The organism is Metabacillus sp. KUDC1714 (genome assembly GCF_014217835.1).
GTDB classification, from domain to species: domain Bacteria; phylum Bacillota; class Bacilli; order Bacillales; family Bacillaceae; genus Metabacillus; species Metabacillus rhizosphaerae.
Genome location: NZ_CP055263.1, coordinates 128,943 through 149,143 on the forward strand (window position 1 = coordinate 128,943; position 20,201 = coordinate 149,143).

Annotated in this window: 19 protein-coding genes; 1 reads left to right on the forward strand and 18 read right to left on the reverse strand. The window is 28.3% G+C overall.

Annotation, left to right across the window (positions count from 1 at the left end):
- Positions 1-6 precede the first annotated feature (6 nt).
- Complete coding sequence (galE, locus tag HUW50_RS00630; protein ID WP_185653590.1) at positions 7-1,053, reverse strand: UDP-glucose 4-epimerase GalE; 1,047 nt, start codon at positions 1,051-1,053, stop codon at positions 7-9.
- 417 nt (positions 1,054-1,470) lie between these two features.
- Between galE and HUW50_RS00635 the strand changes: the two genes are divergently transcribed.
- Positions 1,471-3,633, forward strand: coding sequence for a right-handed parallel beta-helix repeat-containing protein (locus tag HUW50_RS00635; protein WP_185653591.1), 2,163 nt, complete (start codon positions 1,471-1,473; stop codon positions 3,631-3,633).
- Between the two features lie 245 nt (positions 3,634-3,878).
- Here HUW50_RS00635 and HUW50_RS00640 read toward each other — a convergent pair whose 3' ends face one another.
- The 17 genes from HUW50_RS00640 to HUW50_RS00720 all read right to left on the reverse strand — a co-directional run bounded on the left by HUW50_RS00640 (position 3,879) and on the right by HUW50_RS00720 (position 20,172).
- Positions 3,879-4,769: an acyltransferase family protein gene (locus HUW50_RS00640; protein WP_185654023.1), complete on the reverse strand. Its 891-nt coding sequence runs from the start codon at positions 4,767-4,769 to the stop codon at positions 3,879-3,881.
- Between the two features lie 13 nt (positions 4,770-4,782).
- Positions 4,783-4,935, reverse strand: coding sequence for a hypothetical protein (locus HUW50_RS00645; protein ID WP_185653592.1), 153 nt, complete (start codon positions 4,933-4,935; stop codon positions 4,783-4,785).
- Positions 4,936-5,162: 227 nt separating this feature from the next.
- Positions 5,163-6,704, reverse strand: a complete 1,542-nt coding sequence (locus HUW50_RS00650) for a lipopolysaccharide biosynthesis protein (RefSeq protein ID WP_185653593.1) — start codon at positions 6,702-6,704, stop codon at positions 5,163-5,165.
- A gap of 2 nt (positions 6,705-6,706) precedes the next feature.
- Positions 6,707-7,738, reverse strand: a complete 1,032-nt coding sequence (locus HUW50_RS00655; protein WP_185653594.1) for a glycosyltransferase — start codon at positions 7,736-7,738, stop codon at positions 6,707-6,709.
- 20 nt (positions 7,739-7,758) lie between these two features.
- The gene (locus HUW50_RS00660; RefSeq protein ID WP_221629144.1) at positions 7,759-8,949 is read right to left on the reverse strand and encodes a glycosyltransferase; all 1,191 of its coding nucleotides are present in this window, start codon (positions 8,947-8,949) and stop codon (positions 7,759-7,761) included.
- Positions 8,950-9,073: 124 nt separating this feature from the next.
- A complete protein-coding gene (locus HUW50_RS00665) occupies positions 9,074-10,165 on the reverse strand; it encodes a polysaccharide pyruvyl transferase family protein (protein ID WP_185653595.1) in 1,092 nt (363 codons plus the stop codon).
- Positions 10,166-10,214: 49 nt separating this feature from the next.
- Positions 10,215-11,312 (reverse strand): polysaccharide pyruvyl transferase family protein, encoded by a 1,098-nt coding sequence (locus HUW50_RS00670; protein WP_260445638.1) that lies wholly within the window; start codon positions 11,310-11,312, stop codon positions 10,215-10,217.
- A gap of 13 nt (positions 11,313-11,325) precedes the next feature.
- A complete protein-coding gene (locus HUW50_RS00675) occupies positions 11,326-12,513 on the reverse strand; it encodes a glycosyltransferase (protein ID WP_185653596.1) in 1,188 nt (395 codons plus the stop codon).
- Positions 12,510-13,547, reverse strand: a complete 1,038-nt coding sequence (locus tag HUW50_RS00680; protein WP_185653597.1) for a glycosyltransferase family 2 protein — start codon at positions 13,545-13,547, stop codon at positions 12,510-12,512. Before HUW50_RS00680 ends, HUW50_RS00675 begins: the two co-directional genes overlap by 4 nt.
- 42 nt (positions 13,548-13,589) lie before the next feature.
- Complete coding sequence (locus HUW50_RS00685; protein WP_185653598.1) at positions 13,590-14,786, reverse strand: glycosyltransferase; 1,197 nt, start codon at positions 14,784-14,786, stop codon at positions 13,590-13,592.
- 27 nt (positions 14,787-14,813) lie between these two features.
- Positions 14,814-15,767 carry a glycosyltransferase family 8 protein gene (locus HUW50_RS00690; RefSeq protein ID WP_185653599.1) on the reverse strand — a complete coding sequence of 318 codons (954 nt, stop codon included), beginning with the start codon at positions 15,765-15,767 and terminating at the stop codon, positions 14,814-14,816.
- 1 nt (position 15,768) lies between these two features.
- The gene (locus HUW50_RS00695; RefSeq protein ID WP_185653600.1) at positions 15,769-16,524 is read right to left on the reverse strand and encodes a glycosyltransferase family 32 protein; all 756 of its coding nucleotides are present in this window, start codon (positions 16,522-16,524) and stop codon (positions 15,769-15,771) included.
- Positions 16,521-17,687, reverse strand: coding sequence for a DegT/DnrJ/EryC1/StrS family aminotransferase (locus HUW50_RS00700; RefSeq protein WP_185653601.1), 1,167 nt, complete (start codon positions 17,685-17,687; stop codon positions 16,521-16,523). Before HUW50_RS00700 ends, HUW50_RS00695 begins: the two co-directional genes overlap by 4 nt.
- A gap of 11 nt (positions 17,688-17,698) precedes the next feature.
- Complete coding sequence (locus HUW50_RS00705; RefSeq protein WP_185653602.1) at positions 17,699-18,325, reverse strand: acetyltransferase; 627 nt, start codon at positions 18,323-18,325, stop codon at positions 17,699-17,701.
- A complete protein-coding gene (locus HUW50_RS00710) occupies positions 18,322-18,930 on the reverse strand; it encodes a sugar transferase (RefSeq protein WP_185653603.1) in 609 nt (202 codons plus the stop codon). Before HUW50_RS00710 ends, HUW50_RS00705 begins: the two co-directional genes overlap by 4 nt.
- Positions 18,931-18,943: 13 nt before the next feature.
- Positions 18,944-19,090 carry a YwzD family small protein gene (locus tag HUW50_RS00715; protein WP_185653604.1) on the reverse strand — a complete coding sequence of 49 codons (147 nt, stop codon included), beginning with the start codon at positions 19,088-19,090 and terminating at the stop codon, positions 18,944-18,946.
- A gap of 11 nt (positions 19,091-19,101) precedes the next feature.
- Positions 19,102-20,172, reverse strand: a complete 1,071-nt coding sequence (locus tag HUW50_RS00720; RefSeq protein WP_185653605.1) for an EpsG family protein — start codon at positions 20,170-20,172, stop codon at positions 19,102-19,104.
- Between the last annotated feature and the right edge of the window lie 29 nt (positions 20,173-20,201).

Sequence of the window (20,201 nt, forward strand, 5' to 3'; positions counted from 1 at the left end):
GTAATGCTACAAAGAAATAAGCTTTTTCTTATCATTAATATCACTATTAAATCCATTTGGATTATTTACCTGCCACCGCCAAGAGTCTTCACACATTTCCTTTAATCCTCTTTCAGCTTTCCACTGTAATTCTTTTTCCGCTTTTGTAACATCTGCATAGCTTATTGCGATATCTCCAGGTCGTCTTTCTACTATTTTATAATGAATATCTCTTCCAGAAACATCTTCAAAAGCTTTAATCATCTCCAAAACACTATAACCATTACCCGTGCCAAGGTTATATGCATCCACCCCTTTTACCTTCATAACCTTTTCTAATGCTTTCAAATGACCTGCAGCAAGATCAACAACATGAATATAATCTCTAACACCAGTTCCATCATGTGTAGCATAGTCGTCCCCAAAAACTTTTAGATCAGTTAATTTTCCAACAGCTACCTGATTAATATATGGAATAAGATTATTTGGTATGCCATTTGGATCTTCACCTATCAGACCACTAGGGTGAGCACCTACTGGATTAAAGTAACGCAGCAAGGCTATACTCCAATTATTATTCGAAATATAAATATCACGTAAGATTTCCTCAATCATTAATTTTGTTCTTCCATAAGGATTCGTAGCTTGAAGGGGTAATTTCTCTGAAAGTGGAACTTGATCTTGTATCCCATAAACAGTAGCCGATGAACTGAATACCATATTATAGACCCCGAATTCCTCCATTACCTCACATAAAATTAATGATCCAGTGATATTATTGTGATAATAATGCAGAGGTATCGAAACTGATTCTCCAACAGCTTTTAATCCTGCAAAATGAATGACTGCTTCTATATTGTTTTTAGTAAATATAGTTCGTAATTCTTCCTTGTTTAACAAATCTGATTGATAAAATTTTAAATCCTTTGCTGTTATTTCTCTAATTCGATCGAGTGAATTGTTTTTACTGTTGGATAAATTATCGAGTACAACTATTTCATATCCCGCGTTTAATAATTCTACGCATGTGTGGGATCCAATATAACCTGCTCCGCCTGTGATTAGAATTGCCATAGATTTAACCTCCGAAAGATTTATTCTTAATAGTAATGATTGAGTAGTGGGAAAACTCTAACTTAATTCTTAATAAAGAATGTATTCGCAGTAACATATGAATGAATTTGATTGATATCTACTCCTTACACCTTCCCTATAATTAAAATAGTTTATTTTCACATTTAGGGGGAAAATTGTAAGATTCCCAAAAATGTTCTTTATAAAGAATACATTTTCATATTACACTCCTGCTAATTATTATTCAACCTTTTCGGGATATTTAACTAATAAATCCCGTAAGAAACAATTAGATATGTAAGTTTTAATATACAACCATTTTTATTATTACAATTTTGTCCAAGCATTTTGATAATTACTAGCATTTAATATAGTAAACGCAATATTATTTTTAAAATAGGAGGAATGATATTTTTTATGGTTAGTTCTAATGCAATCTATGTAGTAGAACTTGATCGCTGGGGTATTAAGAATGATGGAACAGATGCTTTGAATACGACGAATGGTATTAATAGTGCATTTTTATGGGCAAAAGATAATAATCTTTATACTGTTGTAGTACCAAAAGGTCAGTATCTTATTGATAAAAATTCTTCTATATTACTGAGAAGTAACACACATTATAAATTTTATGATTGTTTGTTCATTAAAGAATCAAATAATCTCACAAAATATTCTATTCTGACTTGTGATGGCATTAAAAACGTTACAATTGAAGGTGCTACTGTAAAAGGTGATAGAGAAACTCATAATTATTCAAGTGGTGGCACTCATGAATGGGGACATGGGATTGAATGTAAAAATTCATGTTATAACATTTCAATAAAAGATTGTGAAACATTTGAATGTACTGGAGATGGAATTGTAACTTCAATGGATTTTTCTGCAATAGGTGGAGCTCAACATCCAGGACATTTTGCAAAGGGAGATATTAATAGTCAAGGAAATATTGATAATACAAAGACCGACTTTACTACAGTTTCAAAATTTTTTGATGTTACTGGCAACTTAGTAAAATCTGTTGGATACTTTTATTATTCTGGTGATGGCTATGGTGGATATGGTACCGGAAGTAACCTCAATAAAACTGTAATAAAAGTGCATTTTTACAAAGCCGATAATACCTATCTAGGTTTTAGAAATACTCGTTCTTATGAATTTATCTATTTAGAATCATTACCCGAGGGTACAACAAAAGTAAGATTCTCATTTTTACAGAACTTCGATTTAATGAGCGGTAACTTACATTATGTCATGTGCGCTAAAATTCCGCAGTATATAAATTTTTCAAATTGTAAATCACATAAAAATAGAAGACTAGGTGCATCAATTAATGGTGGAAGATTTGTAACATTTGATAGTTGTGAGATTTATAATAATAGCAATCCGATGAGTAAATCAACAGGTACCAATCCGGGATATGGAATCGATATTGAAGATGGTTACATGGCGAATCAAAAAATAACGATTAGAAACTGTAATATATATGACAACAGAGCAGGAGCATTTGTCTGTATTAGCACTAGAGGAGTACATGTTGAAAATAATAAATTTAGAGGACCATTTGTTTTCTCTGGCAGTGGAGATGATTATTTTTCTTTAAATAATATGTACTATGGTAGTATTAATGGTAGATCTATAACTAGTGGTGTTGAACAGGATGGTACATTTTGTACGTTTAGAAACGATTCTATCTTTGGCCATACATTTAGTATTAATGGAGGAAACACCACTTTAGAGAATTGTGTATTTTCAAAATCTGGTATTCATTTTGGTGGTGAGACAACAAAAATTATTAATTGTAAGTTTACTTTCGATGATCCTGGTAAAATTGACTCATTTTCCTTCGGTAGTGAATATCTTGAAATACATGATTCGTTATTTGATATTAGAAGATGTAATCGTTGGGTAGCAACAGGGAATACTTCTGAAAATGTGCACTTTTCAAACGTGAAATTTTTAACATATGATAATGGCGGAGGAAATCTTGTAAAAACAAAAAATCTAGTTATTGAAAATTGCAAATTTATTCATAGTGGTAATAAAATAAACTATTCGTCAATAGTTGTAACCGATTCTATGCGTGTTGAAAATTCAATTTTTAATAATCTATCACTTAGGTTTGATGGTGCAGGTTTGTTTAGTCCAACTGAAGTGTTGGCCAAAGATAATAGTTACGTTGCTCATAGTTTTATAAACAACAAAGTTATTTGGGATGCTCCTTTAGGAACAGCTGTTCATGAAGCTAGAGGACCTGGAGTTTCTTTTAGTTATATACCGAGGTTAGATATAACTAATAATACTTTTAGTGTAATAGACAAAAGTGTTGCTCTTAGTAGTATGTATACATTAAGGGTTTTTACTGAAAATTATCTAAATCTATCCGATAATACAATTGTAACAACTAACAATTCAGGAAATAATACTAAAGGAACTCTTACTATTGACGGTGCATATAGAAAAAATGGTTCAACATTAGCTATACCAAAAACAAAATTGATTGCTCAAAATAATGAAAATATCAAGTCTAATATTGTTTTTACTCAAAATTTAAATTTACAGTTAGGTTCCAGTATTTAAGGAACCTAACTACTTTTCCATGAGTAAACCCTGAATATTATAGTTGGGAGATGATGATATTTTATCCAAAACATTTTCTCACTCTCCCAATTATAAATTATGAAAATAAAGACTGAGTTATCCATACAATATAATTAGTTTCAAAAAATTCTTATTTCTTCATAAGTGATATTTTTTTTGCATTCTTTTTCAATGCTTACCATTTAATCCTTTGGATCTAAACTATATTTATTATACGGCGAAATTTAAACTGAACGCTTAAAATTTATAAATTTATATCGAATCTTTTTGTTATAAAATCTACTGTATTCGTATTTTTTACCATAAAACAAAATATTTAATATTGGTATTTTTTTTATCCCAACTCCTATTAACAATGAAATTAATACACTGAAAATCCAATTAATATACCAACTAGGATATTTATCAAAAAATAAATAGTACACTAATCCGACTGTAATAAAACCAAATACAAAATGAAAACTTAAAATAATCAATGAATCTCTACCAATATACTTAAGTGCGCTTACTACTGAACGAACAGGAGAAATTAATACGCAACATTTTAAAACTAATATACTTCCAGAAATTCCACCTAGGTAGAACAATATGATATTGTTGTATTCTCTAGTATTCATATCAACTGGAGGATTAATAAGAATAGAAATCATGAATATAACAGTTAATAAAATTGTAAAAGAGCTAAATAATCTAACTCTTTTTTCTATTATTTTGTGTTCTTTGAATTTATAACCAATAAATAAAAAGAGTTGTGAAACCAGTGCAATATCTAAACCCCACGGTAAGTATATAATTTTACTAATAATAAAACCAATTATCCCCAATAACAAATAAAATAAAGTTTGAAAAAATATATTAAATCTTTGTATATGTTTATATGTAAAACAAAATACTACTTGCGAACAAAATAAGCAAACCAAAAACCATACGGGAATATTCACCAACCATTCACCATTACCATATAGAATTCCAAATAACTGGTTATTCAAATTAACATTACCTCGGCCTAAATACTGTAAAAGAAATGTGAAAAATAAAGAAAAAATCCCCGCAGAGAAATAAGGAACAAGTAAAGTCCAAAATCGATTTGATATTAGCTTACTAATATTGTTAATATACTTTGTAGTGCTAAATAAATAACCTGGATACTAAAAAAAATAAAGGCATCCGGAAATATTTTAAGAAACCATTTAACCATACTGGAGCCTCAGTATGTCCAACTACAACTAATAATATCGTAATTCCCCTTACTATATCAATTGTTTCTAATCTTTTCGTCATATTGTAATTTTCCTATTCTATAATTATTTTACTATTTCAAAACATTCCCAATAATAATTAAGAGTATACTGAAAAAAGGTCGAAAACCTCTAGTTCTAATCAGAGGTTTTCGACCTTTTTTCTACTTTAGATTAAAATCAGGTGAATGTGAAACAAAATAGTCTTTCACTACGTCTGACAATCCTTTCTTAGTTTCATTGTCATTTAGCACATTTGTATTTTTGGGACTAGCATCGTACAGATTTAAACTTTTTCTTAATACTTGATAAATTACTAAGAAAAATATCTTTTATATATATAAATTCTTCACTTCTATAAAAGATTATTAAGTAGAAGGAATTAGCAATAAACAAACAGACAGTTCCCCTAAGGACTAATGTTAATAAAGTATTTTCAGTTAAAAGATTACTACAGATATAATTAGTGATATAGCACATAATAATAGTTAATAAGAAATAGTAAATATATTTAATAAAATAAGGAGTAACATGCTTATTAAATATATTTCTATAAACCAGCCGCGGACCTATCCAAAAGACACTTAAAGTACTAATAGTTGTACCTAAAAATATACCAAATAAACCAAATATCCTTACAAACACAATGGATAAAATTAAGTTAATAAAAGCACCTATCAATGGAATATATTTATCCTGTACAAATATTCCTCCTTTTGCTTTAAAAGTAAAAATTGATGATCTCATACCTGTTAAGTAAAAGTTAATTAATAATATTATTAATATATATTTATCTAATAGAAGCCCTTTTCCAAGCCACCAATTAATAAAAGGTTCCAACAAATTAAATAAGAATATAGTACTAATTGAATAGACCCAAAAGTTTACTAAATAAACTGTTTTAAATACTGCATACCTTTTTTCCGTATTTTCAGTAGCAATTAAATTCCCAACACTTGCACCAATACCATTTAATATGGGAGATAATAGGGAATTTAATTGTCCAATTATCATTGTATAATTTGAATAAATACCTACTGTAGCAATTCCAATGAAAGCAGATATCAAAATATTATCTGTACCAAGTAAGACAAAACCACCAATATTATGTAAAAATAATGCTTTAATATTTTTAATTAAACCCGCTTTTTCTTCTTTATTTATTGAATATTTTACGTTTGTTTTTAAATAAGAATATTTTCTTTCTACGACCATTCCATTATAAACTGTTTGAATAATGTATATTATTAATTCAATTGTTAAATAGAATATGAAATTTTGAGTTTCAATTAATACTAAAATTTTTGCAACTGTTGTAATTACTTGGAATATGATATTTATTCGAGCAAGTATATATTCCTTTTGATCTGCATTAATCAATGCTACTCTATGTGCATTCAAATAATAAATAATATTTTTAGCTACAAATAGAAAGTATATTATTGAGAAAGATAAATCTATCTCGTTTATATTAATTAACTTTTCTAAAAATGGATAGAGCCCAATACTTAAGATAGTAATAATAATAACTATTATTATATACGCCTTTTTATATAACTGTACCAATGCAATTATTTTAGGAGTATCTTTTTCAGCTAATGGCTTATATAAAAAAAATACTATACTAGCACCTATTCCACTTTCCACCAATGCGAGTAAGGATATAACATTGGTTAGTAAACCATTTATACCTAAGTACTCTATTCCTAAACTATCCAAAAACACTTTGCGAGACACAAATCCTAAAAATATTAAGATGAGTTGTCCTAGTATGCTAACAAAAATATTTTTAAGTGAATTATTTATTCTCATTTTTAACTAGCCTTATTTATAAAAAATTGTAATTTAAGTTTGAATTTTATAAAGTATAGACAAATTTTTTCATTTTTAATATTGCAAATAATTTTTAATAAATTCAGATAAAGTGAAGATGTTTTAATATAGTTAAGGTCACTTTTAAATTCTTCATTTCCTAGAATATCCGATATTATTTTATATTTTTGATTTTGAGATAAATCACTATTTACAATTTCCTGTAAATAAGACAAAACAACTCTCGAAAAATGTTCTCTAATATTATTGATATATCTATCTAAACTATATTTTTTACTCAGAGCTATCAAAAAATTTTTATTATCAAAAGCGTATATATGTAGATCACTTCTAATTTTATTTGTTAATGAATCTCTTTCTCTTATGAAGTAATTGTATAATGGCTGCTCTATATAAACTAGGTTATTAATTATTGTTAATAATGTGAAATTTAATCTTGCGTCCTCACTATGACTCTTTTCAGTATCAAACTTTATGTTATTGGAATAGAACAATGATTTTTTATAAAGCTTATTAAAAATTGGCATTAAACTGTATGTTTTATTATTTAAGATTGATGGTATTATTTGTTTCTCTATCTTATGTTTATCAAAAATAATATTTGCATCTTTCATTATGGAAGATATAGCTTCGGTATTATTAACTAAGTTAATTGTTTTAAAAGGACAAACAACTATATCAGCATTATGCTCTAAAGAATGTTTTAGTAATATTTCATACATATTAGGTTCAATCGTGTCATCTGCATCTACAAAGGCAATAAATTCACCTTGCGCTAATTTAATTCCTGCGTTTCGTGCTGAAGAAGGGCCCGAATTTTTATTATGAAGTACTTTAACTCTATCATCTTTTTCAGCAAATTCATTACATATTTCTCCAGATTTATCAGTTGATCCATCATTTATTAGAATGAGTTCAATGTCTTTATAAGTTTGCTCTAAAATCGAACTAATACAGTTAGGTAAAAATTCATCTACATTGTATACTGGCACAATCACACTTATTTTAGACATATTTTTCCCTTCCTTAATAATTATTTAGCGTAGTAATAAAATCTATCTAAAGGTCTCTTAGATAATTTACTATCATTTTTTAGATTAGTTTCAAATATTATTCTTAAATTTGTATTTTCAATTAATTTAACCACACCATTATAAATATCATTTTCATTTATATCTACAATTAAACCGGTTCTGCCATGATCTATCTGTTCTTTAGCTCCTGAGAAATTAGTGGTTACAATAGGCTTATTTAAGCACTTAGCTTCAGCTAAAGTTATACAGAACCCTTCATGTCTAGATGGTTGAACATATATATCACACTCATCTAAATATCGATAAGGATTAGGATCAGACCCTAAAAGTACAAAGTTATTTTTCAGATTGTAATCGTTTATTAATTGTTCGTATTTTTTACGAGAATTTCCATCTCCAATACAATACCATTTTATGTTATATCCATTCTTAATTAATCTTGATAACACTTTTATTGCCAAATCTTGACCTTTTTCAGATGTTAATCTTCCAATTGTTAAAATTCTAATTCCTTTAAAATTATCTAAAAATCCATTAGCGCTTTTCATTTCTTTATATATCAAACGCTGTGAAACTATATTTTGAATTACCTCTGTTTTATCCTTCAAAGAAGGTAATAATTTAATAAACTTTTCCCTAGCTTGTTGAGATACAATAAAAATTTTATCGAATTTTTTATACATTTTATATTCATAATCTGCATTGAAAGCTATCTTTGAAACATCGAAATGAACCCATTGAAATTTTTTCTTTGCCTTTATTTTATTTAATACAAAATAGGAAATTAGATCCATAGGACCAGCATAAGCGATAGCAATATCATAGTTGATATCATCAGATTGTATGTCTTTTAAAATATAATTAAAAAAAGTACTTCTATTTCTTAATAACTTTGATAAATAATAAGAAAAGAATAACTGAATTGCTTTATGAAACTTATTTTGTCTTATGTAAGTTTTAATGTTCTGATTTGGGGCATTGTTATATAGATCTTTTATATTTTTATATTCCGTTAAGTATTTAACATTTACTCCACTGGGAATGTAATTTAAAAAGCCTCCATATTTCTCTAAAAGAAGTAGTGTAATATCATACTTATCTGTCGGTATTTCTGATATCATATTCAGTAAAGCTTTCTCTGTTCCACCTATATTCATATTTATGATCATAAATATTATCTTCTTTTTCACATTTATCCTCCACACTATTAACACACTCTTCATAAAATTCCTATTATGTTCAAAGTGAATAGTATATTTTTTAACTTAGTCACATAATCAAAATATATTAACCTATTGTTAGTTATTCAATCGACTAAGAATAACCTAAATGTATATCTAGACTTTTGAATTGTTCTTCTGCCTTTTTTAAAACTACTCTATTTTCTATTTTATTTTCTTTAAAAATTACTGTTTCAACATCAAGTTCTTGAATATTTTTAATATAACAATAGTTACTCTCGGTATTTAAATTTAAATCTCTAAGGACGTTATACGTTTTTTCGCTATATATAATTGAAAATACATTTAAATCAAATAAAATTCCTAATATTATAGAATGAAATCTGGTCCCAACTATTACTTCACAAGTTTTAAATTGATTTAAAAATTCATCAATATCTCCATCATAATTTATAACTTTAATATTATTACTATTTTTAACTTTGCTTTTAATATAATTGCTAATTCTTAAATCACCTTCATTTTCACAAAAAGAAAATAATTTTATACTATAGCCAACATCAATAAATTTTTCAATTAACTCTATCACTTTTTTATTATAATTATTGTAGAATTCCTGAAGGTTCTTTCTTTTTTCTATATCTATTAGTGATATACCGACAACTTTTTCTTTTTTATTACTAGATTTAGTTTCCAGATTAAATACTACATCAGGTGAGACCCTTACATTATTTAGATCATTAAATAAATTATAAGAGTATTTATCTCTAAAACAAATATCATCGAATTTATTGAAAAACTCTTTATGTTTTTCAATAAATGTATCATCAGTAAATGGCCCAAAGTTTGATCCAATTATAAAGGTTTGTTTGTTTAACTCCTTGAATTTATTCGGTAAATACTCCCTATGCTTTAACTTTTCTTCCCACGAAGGGAATTCCATAAATATTGACCCACCGATTATCAAATATGCATCATATTTTTTGTATTTCAATAATATGTCGTTTATTTTATAAAATAAATTAATTTCTCTTTTCCCTATATTTAAACTTAAAGACTTAATAATTTTAACTTTATTATATCGCGAAAATATTTCCTTATAACTTTTATCTGAAGTTAACAAATACCATTCTACATCCGGATACCTGTCAAATAATACTTTTAAAAATAAATCGTCTCCTAAGTTCTTTGCAAAATAAGCGTTAACTAAAATTTTTTTTTTCACAAATTGCTCCTCTTTTCTGTTCCTCATTTTCATAGAGCTGCATTTAATATTATTTATTTATTAATTTCTCAAGAACAATGAATTGTTTTTTAGATTCTTGTGAAACCTCACTTAAGTTCACTTTATTATTAATTGACTTAGTAAAAGTTGCTTCATCATACTGTGTATGTAGGTTATTCATATTGACTAAAATACCATCTAGTTTTATATCTTTTAACATATTCGTAGTTTTCTCACTGTATATTATTGGTATTACTCCTATCCCCAGTAAGATTGCCAGGATGTTAGCATGAAATCTTGCAGCGATAAATATAGTAAAAGAAGCCATTAATGTAATAGCTTCTTTTAAATTCCCTTTATACTCATAGATAGATACTTTTTTTAGTATTTCAGAAGATAGATTAGATTTAATTTCATTGATAACCTTTAAATCTCCCTCGTGTTCACAAAAAGACATTAAACAGCATTCATATCCCTTATTCACAAAAATTTCTATCGCTCTTACTGTACTTCTAATATAGTCATCATGAAATTTCGATAACCCTTGTTTATGTCTTACATCTATTATTGAAAATCCAATCCTCTTTTTATCTGTAACAGTCAAATATTCACTAACATCCATTTGAAATACAATATCTGGTGCATATCTTACTTGTGGAAAACTTTTAAATAAATTATACGAATACAAATCTCTAAAACAAACATCGTCACAAAGTTCAAAGATTTCTTTGTAATCATTGAGAAATACTTCTGACTTAAATGGACCAAAATTCGCCCCAAGAACAAATACTGATTTCCCTCGATTCTTAAATTCCTTAACCATTTTCAATCGATCTTGATATAATGTATGATGATATTCTTCTTCTCTGAAAATAGAACCACCTATAAATAGTATAGCATCATGTTCCTCCGCTACTTTCTCATAGTTTGTTATCGAATCAGATAGTCTAAGTCGCTGCCCTATTTTATTAAAAAAAGAATATTTCCTTCTCTTTACATTATTATAATTCGAGAGAAATTCGTCATAATTATTACCCAGGTAGTTAACTGTAAATTCACAATTGGGGAATTTAGTTGCTAGGATATCTAAGAATAAATCATCCCCAAAATTAAATTGCAAATAAATATCCACAAATACCTTTTTCATTTTATTCACCACCTTAATTTCTCACTAAATCGTAGAATTTTTCAACCTCGTTAACAGAACTATAAGACTCTATTAAATTTAATTGTTTCAAAATATCTTCCTTGAAATTATCATTATCTAAGTATTTTTTTATTCCGTAATATATACTCTGAATATCATGCTCAACAATTAACCCATCTTCTTCGTGAGTGATGATTTCTTTTGCTGTAGGGAAGTTTGTACAAACTATCGGCCTTTTTAATATCTTCGCTTCACAAACTGTAAGTCCAAAGCCTTCTTTAATAGATGTTTGAACATAGATGTCACAATTTTTCATATATGTATAAGGATTTAACTTTTTTCCAAGTAATACAAAATACTCATTTAGATCAAACTTTTTTATTAATTGCTGAAGTTTTTCTCTATCTGGACCATCTCCAATTGCAAACCATTTGAAGTTATAACCCTCTTTTTTTAGTAAATTAGCCACTTCAATCGCTTTTTCATATGCTTTTGCTGAGACTAATCTGCCGACTGTCAATATATTTACAGTTGACTTATCAAATTCAACTACCTGATGTTCTTCCGCCGCCATATTATTAATCAAATTTGGATCTAATATATCTAAAATTATTTCTACCTTTTTATTATATTCTTCTCTAATCTGAGAAACAGAATATTTTGTATTCTTAGATACAGCTATAATTTTATTTATGTTTTTATATGATTCATAATCAATATTTTTATCATATAAAGTGTTAGCATAGTCGGTGTTTATCCAAGCAAATTTTTTAATGGCATTTACTTTATGTGCTACAAAGTATGTTGGCATTCCCTGGCTATAAGCGATTGCTATATCATACTTTTTTTCAGGAGCTATCATTATTTTATTAATACTTTTATATACTACTTGTTCACTATGCAACAAACGTTTTTTAATATTATTTAACCTCAAATTGAGAGATGTTTTTATTCTATGGTAGAAAAACATCATATTTTTACTAAAATTAAATTTTTCATTATTTAAAAAACGATAGTACTCAGGTGGTGGAAAAAGATTTATGTAATTTGGAACATACCTCTCAAGATCTCCGCCTTGTTTAAATAAAATTAAATCAATTTCAAATTTTGAAGAATCTAATATATTTAATAAAGATACTAAACTTTTTTCTGCTCCACCAATTTCAAGTGAATCAATTACAAATAGTAATTTTTTTTTCATAGACCCACTTTCTTTCTACTAGTAATTTTCTTTTTGATACATCTTAAACCATTTAGGTAGACTCCATAAATAATACTCATTCTAATAAATCTTTTCTTCACAAAAAAAACAAACGGTTTATAACGCCATTTGTTAGTTGAAAAATCATCCATATACTTGGAAATATAATTTAATGATAAAATTCGATATACATTTAATAATGAACTTTTTTTAGTAATATCTTTAATATGATAACTTTGTTGTTCAACTAACTTAATAACAATCTCTTGTATTCTTTTTGTAATTACTTCTTTTGCTTTTTGTTTATCGAAGTTTGCTTCTATAAAGATCTTTTCTAAAAGCTTAGATACACTTATGTAGTTTTGTAAATAATCTATTGAAATATTAGAACTTATACTTCCCTGATTTAGTCTGTTATAATTATATAAATACTCATTAAGTAAAGCAAATGAGTTACAATTTGAAACATATTGTAGTACAAATATTAGATCTTCTGACATAAAGATATCTTTATCCATCTTTAACGAATTTTTACTAATGAGTTCTTTTTTGAAGATCTTACTCCACAATACGCCTCCTGTTCCATTACAAACCATTTCCATAATGGAATGTACAGTTGCACTGTTATTAAAATGGAAATCTGAATAATTTACAATCCCATATTCTGAAATATCTTTATAACCACAGCATACCAAATCAGCTTTAGAAATTAACATTTCATTTAATAACATTTCAATGTAGCTTGGTTCGACAGTATCATCAGAATCAATAAATATCAAATATTCACCTTTCGAAAGTGAAATCCCTTTGTTTCGAGCTTCAGATGGTCCACTATTTTCCTGTTTATAATAAATAATTCGATTTTCTTGTTCTTTCATTTTAAGAACAATCTTTTCAGTATTATCAGTTGAACCATCGTTAACTACGATAATTTCTATGTTTGAATATGTTTGTTTACATATACTTTCTATACATTTATAAAGGAATTTTTCACAATTAAAGACAGGGACAATTACACTAACTTTGGGGAACATCTTAACCTCCTAATACTGTGTACCTTTTGTACCTTTAATAATTTAATCAACCATTTTATAGATTTTCTCCATTTCAGAGATATTTGTGTAATCTCCTATTTTACAGTTATTGATTAACTTCTGCCTTAAATCCAAATCCTTATATAATTTTTCAACACCTTCTGCTATCCCAGTAATTGACAAGTCACAAATAAAACCATCTATTCCGTCCTCAAGTTGACTTTTTGCTGTTGGAAAGTTTGTTATCACTACAGGTTTTGCGAGTATTTGTGCTTCTCTTACAGTAACTGCTTTCCCTTCATATCTAGAAGGTTGACAATAAATATCACATTTTTTTATATATGGATATGGATTTATTTTTTTCCCTAATAAAATAAACCGATCTTTCATATTATGTTCAATAATTAATTGTTTTATGAATTCTTCTTCTCCACCATAGCCTACAATATACCACTTGATGTCATAACCTTTTTGTACTAATTCTTTACATGCTAATACTGCCATATCAAAACCTTTTTGATTTGAAAATCTCCCTACTGAGCAAATTTTAATTGAACCATCATCTGGCATCTCATTTTCTATATTTATTTTTGATTGCTCTTTCACAAAAGTAGCTGAAATAATATTTTCAATGACTATTGCTTTTGATTTTAGATTAGGAAATACTTTTAAGAATGAATCCTCACAATCTCGTGATACGTTTACAATATAATCTAATTTACTCCACATTTTCTCATCTAACTTTTTATCAGGATTTACAATTGTATAATAATCTGTATGACTCCATCCTAATTTTACTTTCGCTTTTACTTTATCATTGATGAAATTATGGGGACCAAGAAAACTTATACCAGCATCATACTGTTTATCAATTTGAGGTAACTTTGGCATGGAATATTGCCATGTATACTGCATTTGTTTATATGTTCTTTGTTCTTTCTTTAGTCCTTTATTCTTAGCCTTGGCTTTTATCTTAGCTAAAATCCTTGCAGATCCTAAATAGATATGGCCTTCTTTTATTATGTCTTTAATGGGTCTTTCAAAAGTTGTGTATTGTGATACTGCAGGTAATAAGTTTACTTCTTTTGGTATGAATTTTAAAAATTCTCCCTCATGTCTATAAAGAAATAAATCAACCTCAAATTCACTAAAATCAAAACTTTCAAGTAATCCAATCAAACTTCTTTCCGCGCCACCAATATTTAATGAATACATACTTATAAGGACTTTTTTCTTCATTTTACATCTCCCGTTTCAAAAACCACGCTACTTAAAAATAATATTACATATACTATTTGCCAGCTTAAATGGAAAATTGTTGTATAAGAATGCAACCATTTTTTCAACGTTTCTCCTCTTATCTTCAAATAAACTAGAACCTTTCCATGGCGTCATATCCAGATATTTCTTATATAATGATACTAATGGATGTTTGCACCCTTTAATCCAAGGTCTATTTACAAAAGCAGGAGTATAATGAATATATATAGGATTAATTATAGCTTCATTAATGTCAGCTTCACTATAATAATCTTTTAATCTATAATATTGCATTATTTCATCCCTAGTCATCGTGAAAAATGTAGTCATCGCATTATACTTTGGATGCAGCAATAAAAACTTTTCATGTAATACACCATTGATAGTTCCTTGATCATGATGAAATACCTGACCATTATATGAATTTATAAACTCGATAAATCTTTTCTCAATATGATCCTCTCGCCACTTTTTGAGATTTATTAAAAGCATACCTGAATTAATATATGGTTTATTTATTTCCATGTAAACTTTTTGTTTTGTCTCGTCACTTACAGTATCTTTTACACCAGCAACATAATAATTACATATGTTTGTATTCCATAGATCCTCTAAACTGCTATTAATTACAGAATCACAATCCAAATAAAGAATTTTTTCAATTTTTTCATCTATAACACTAGGTAAAAATAATCTAGCATAGGCACTCATTGAAATAGTATTTTCAATATTAAGCTGTAATTTATTAGATATTTCTTTAAAACCTATAAATACAATGGATCTTCTATAATTTTCACAAATTAGTTTAAGCTTATTTTTATTATCTTGAGAAACATTATTTTCTATCAGATAAACTGTTATACTATTAAATTTAGTATTGTTTTCAAAAAGTGATAACATTGATACTCCAACATGCTGTGCATAATTATTATCGCTCGAATACACAACACTTAAATCCATATTAATTTCCCCCTGGCAATGAAGACAATAATTTTCTTAGTTTCAAAATATTTTCTCCACCTATTATCTTAGATAAGACTACCTTCATATTCGTTTTTAACCTTGCTGTTAATGGTAGCCAACTTTTGTAAAAATAATGTATTGCATATGTGTTTTCAGTGATGAGTTTCCTACAATTAATGTAGTCATATGGAGAAAAATATGTTTGGGGATAAAAGGTGCCCATTTTATCAAAATTTTGTAATTCTCCATTTTTCTTAAGCCCTATATTTTCAATAATTTTAGTTATTACAGCGACATTTGTTAAATCATCGTATGAACCGTCATCTTTTATAAATTCTTTTTCCTTATATGAATCTAAAAATAACTTAACTAATTGATTACCCTTTGATGCACCTATTGTACTTGTAGCTATATAGTTTTCTTGTTCAAAACCCCAAAAAGAATCGTGATGTAATAAGTCATTAAAAGATTTGAATACTTCAACATCAGTATCTAGGTATATTCCACCAAAGTTATATAAGGCATAGACTCTTACATAATCACTTACAAACGCAAATTTTTTAAATTCATAGGCTCCTTTAACATAAGAATTACAATTTATATCAAAGTTTTGTTCATTCCATTCAATTATTTCATACCCTTGTAAATTCCTATACCAACTATCGATACATTTTTTTACAATTTCAGGCTTTTCCTTACCTCCAAACCAACAGTAATGAATGACTTTTGGAATTTTCTGTTGCAATGCCTTCATTTCACTTTCTCCCTAATAGCATTCTTAATACAATCTATAACTCTCATTTGTTCTTCTACCGTCATATTCGATCCTGAAGGGAGGCACAAACCTGTATTGAACAAATGTTCAGATACACTAGAATTTTCACTATGATAATAGTATTTAACCCCTACAAATAGAGGCTGCATATGAAGTGGTTTCCAGACAGGACGTGCTTCAATATTTTCTTCTGCTAAGGTACTTAAAATAGAGTATACTGAAGTTCCTATTACTTTCTCATCAATGGTTAATGCTGTGAGCCAACGATTAGATTGTGTATGTTTTAATTCTGGCATGAAATTAATCCCTGGTATAAAACCTAACTCTTGAGTGTACCGATTAAATAATAACCTTCTAGCTTGTACTCTCTCTTCTAATACCTCTAATTGTGCCCTACCAATACCAGCAAGTATATTGCTCATTCGATAATTAAAACCAATTGTACTATGTTGGTAATGGAGAGCTGGATCCTTTGCTTGAGTAGCTAAAAACCTTGCTTTCTTTAAAGCTTCAACATCATTAGATACAAGCATACCTCCACTAGAAGTTGTGATAATTTTATTCCCATTAAATGAAAAAACACCGAACTTGCCAAATGTTCCACTCGCTTTACCTTTATAAGTAGAACCGAGAGATTCTGCTGCATCCTCAATTATCGGTACATCATATTGGTTACATAAAGAAACGATTTCATCCATTTTTGCACTTTGGCCGTATAAATTAACAACTATTACTGCTTTAGGCATCCTACCATCCATAAATGCTTCTTTAAATGCTATCTCCAGTGCTTGTGGTGACATGTTCCATGTTTCAGGCTCTGAATCGATGAATACTGGTTCAGCTCCCTGATAAAGTATAGGGTTTGCACTTGCTACAAAAGTCAGAGTAGAACAAAATACTTGGTCCCCTTTTTTTACATCTAATAAAGAAAGAGCCAAATGAATTGCTGCAGTACCGGAACTAACGGCAACAGCTTCACTGACTCCTACATAACTTGCTATTTCTTTTTCAAAAGCATCAACATTTGGTCCTATTGGTGCAATCCAATTTGTTTCAAATGCTTCATTAATATAGTTCAACTCATTTCCACCCATGTGAGGGGAAGAAAGGAAAATTCTTTTTTGTTGACCTTTTTGCTCCATTATTACACCTCCTACTTGATTGATGATTTGGCTGGAATACCAACCGCAGTTGTATTGGCTGTAATAGAGTTTATGACAGTTGCTCCAGCTCCTATTATCGCCCAATTCCCTATCTTTACATTTGGAATAAGAGTCGCACCTGCTCCTATATGTACTCCTTCACCTAACTGAACGCATCCTGCTAACGTTGCATTTGGAGATACATGAGCAAAATCATTTACTCTATTGTCATGTTCAATAATTGAACCTGTATTAACGATGACATGATCCCCAATAACAGCCTCTGCATTAATAACAGTATTCGCCATGATAACAGTTCCTTTTCCAATCATTGCACTAGTACTTATAATTGCTGTGGGATGAATATGGGTCATGTAAAAATTCTCATCAAGATTAATTTTCTCAACAATCTGTTTTCTGGTTTGATTATGTCCAATTGCTACTATAAATTTAATCTCATCAAATTTATCAATTAGAAACTTATATGCTGATATTGGACCATAAAACATTTCATCTTTAATTAAATAATCTTCAAATTTGTCATCTAAATAACCAACAATATTTAAAGTCTTATTAGATAGAATAATATCTTTAACTACCTTACTATGACCACCATTTCCTATAATGACAATATTCATCCTTGACCCTCTCTTATGTTAGAACCTTTAAACTTCTCGACAGTTGCATTCCCTGGCTGATTTATACCTTGTGACTTAAAAACCTTGTACATAGTTAAAAATAAAATTTTTATATCTAATAAAAATGTCCGGTTATTTACATACCAAACATCTAATTTAAACTTTTCTTCCCATGAAATACTATTGCGACCATTTATTTGAGCCCAGCCGGTTATACCAGGTCTTACCTGATGACGCTTTGCCTGTTCTTTCGTATAAAGTTGTAAATAGTCCATTAATAACGGTCTCGGACCTACTAAACTAATATCACCTTTTATTACATTTATTAGTTGTGGAAACTCATCTAAACTTGATTTCCTTAAGAACTTACCAAATGAAGTTAATCTGAATTGATCAGGTAGCAATTCACCGTCTTCATTTTTTTCATCTGTCATAGATCGAAATTTATAAAAGTAAAAAGGCTTACTATGTAAGCCAGGTCGTTGTTGTTTGAAAAAGATTGGTGAACCTAATTTAATTCTTACAAGTATTACTATTGAGAGCATTATTGGGGAAAGCAAGATTAGTAAAATTATCGAAACAACTAAATCAAAAATACGTTTCATTTTTTCCCCTCTTTCACTTAGTGGTGTACGACATAAACTGCTGTTTAATATCTTCAATTAATTCTAAAACACTAATATTTTCTGTTTCTTGACCTTTTCTATAAACATTTTCTAGAATTTCTTGTAAATTTTGCTCAGATAATTCCCCTAAAATATTCATATTCTTACCTCTTAAAAATTAATATAATCGCTACGATAATAAAGACTTAACGAAATTACTTGTTCATAATAAAAATACATTAGGTAACAAACTAATAAACCATAATAAACAAATTTTCTATTATTCTCTTTAAATAAATAGATAATCCAAGAAATTAAGATTAAGTTGTATAAACTGAAATAAATATTAAATCTGGCAAATATCCAATTTTGTGTTGCAATGATCATAAATAGCAACCCTATCACTGACATATTTACGATAATATCGCTTTTAGGCCATAGTTCTCTTAATTTATGTCTACCAAGAAAAGCTATTACAATAGGAACAGCCTCAACAAGTACCCTAATTTTATTTGCTCCACCCTCTCCGAAATTACTATAATCACCGTATTGAGAATCTCCGATTGCAGAAAATAATATTTGTGAGAATTGATCAAAACCTAATACAATAAATATCGCAAGCGTCAATATCAAGAACGTAACCTTTGTCCAAGCCTCTCTACGAACAATAAAATAAATCGGTATTAATATTAGGGCACTTTCATGAAATGTAGAAGCGAAAAGTACTACAAAAAAGTAGTGTTTGAATTTACCATTTAGCAAATACTTTGTTGCACAAAATATGAGAGAAGCTGCAAGAAATTGGCGAACTCCATTCATAGAAACGATAAACATCCCAGAAGTTATGAATACATATAAACTTATTTCAATCATCTTCGTATACTTATATAACGTAATTACGATTAATAAATTTGTCACCAAGGCTGTTAACAATATAAGAATTTGTGGGTCGTTTGAGATGTTTTTTAAATACATCTGCAAAACACCAAAACCAGGATCTTTGTTTTCTAGAATGTATTCCCAGGTAAAATCTTTTACTGCATATGTTTGCATATAGAAATAAGTATCGCCAATTGTGTTTCTTAATCCAGAAACTAGTACTAAACATATTAAAACAAGAAATACCATAAATTTATTGGGTCTTATATATGTATAACCAAGTGCAGCACTTTTAGCTGGAATATACCTTGATAAAAAAGAAAAAATAAACACAAAAAGAATCAAAGTCCATAGTACCGTCATTTTTTTATCCTTTCAATTTTGCTAATTCA

What these genes read in the sequence shown, in the direction of transcription:
- galE (WP_185653590.1), bottom strand. Translation starts at nt 1,053, where the DNA reads ATGGCAATTCTAATCACAGGCGGAGCAGGTTATATTGGATCCCACACA.
- HUW50_RS00635 (WP_185653591.1), top strand. Translation starts at nt 1,471, where the DNA reads ATGGTTAGTTCTAATGCAATCTATGTAGTAGAACTTGATCGCTGGGGT.
- HUW50_RS00645 (WP_185653592.1), bottom strand. Translation starts at nt 4,935, where the DNA reads ATGACGAAAAGATTAGAAACAATTGATATAGTAAGGGGAATTACGATA.
- HUW50_RS00650 (WP_185653593.1), bottom strand. Translation starts at nt 6,704, where the DNA reads ATGAGAATAAATAATTCACTTAAAAATATTTTTGTTAGCATACTAGGA.
- HUW50_RS00655 (WP_185653594.1), bottom strand. Translation starts at nt 7,738, where the DNA reads ATGTCTAAAATAAGTGTGATTGTGCCAGTATACAATGTAGATGAATTT.
- HUW50_RS00670 (WP_260445638.1), bottom strand. Translation starts at nt 11,312, where the DNA reads ATGAAAAAGGTATTTGTGGATATTTATTTGCAATTTAATTTTGGGGAT.
- HUW50_RS00675 (WP_185653596.1), bottom strand. Translation starts at nt 12,513, where the DNA reads ATGAAAAAAAAATTACTATTTGTAATTGATTCACTTGAAATTGGTGGA.
- HUW50_RS00680 (WP_185653597.1), bottom strand. Translation starts at nt 13,547, where the DNA reads ATGTTCCCCAAAGTTAGTGTAATTGTCCCTGTCTTTAATTGTGAAAAA.
- HUW50_RS00685 (WP_185653598.1), bottom strand. Translation starts at nt 14,786, where the DNA reads ATGAAGAAAAAAGTCCTTATAAGTATGTATTCATTAAATATTGGTGGC.
- HUW50_RS00690 (WP_185653599.1), bottom strand. Translation starts at nt 15,767, where the DNA reads ATGGATTTAAGTGTTGTGTATTCGAGCGATAATAATTATGCACAGCAT.
- HUW50_RS00695 (WP_185653600.1), bottom strand. Translation starts at nt 16,524, where the DNA reads ATGAAGGCATTGCAACAGAAAATTCCAAAAGTCATTCATTACTGTTGG.
- HUW50_RS00700 (WP_185653601.1), bottom strand. Translation starts at nt 17,687, where the DNA reads ATGGAGCAAAAAGGTCAACAAAAAAGAATTTTCCTTTCTTCCCCTCAC.
- HUW50_RS00705 (WP_185653602.1), bottom strand. Translation starts at nt 18,325, where the DNA reads ATGAATATTGTCATTATAGGAAATGGTGGTCATAGTAAGGTAGTTAAA.
- HUW50_RS00710 (WP_185653603.1), bottom strand. Translation starts at nt 18,930, where the DNA reads ATGAAACGTATTTTTGATTTAGTTGTTTCGATAATTTTACTAATCTTG.
- HUW50_RS00715 (WP_185653604.1), bottom strand. Translation starts at nt 19,090, where the DNA reads ATGAATATTTTAGGGGAATTATCTGAGCAAAATTTACAAGAAATTCTA.
- HUW50_RS00720 (WP_185653605.1), bottom strand. Translation starts at nt 20,172, where the DNA reads ATGACGGTACTATGGACTTTGATTCTTTTTGTGTTTATTTTTTCTTTT.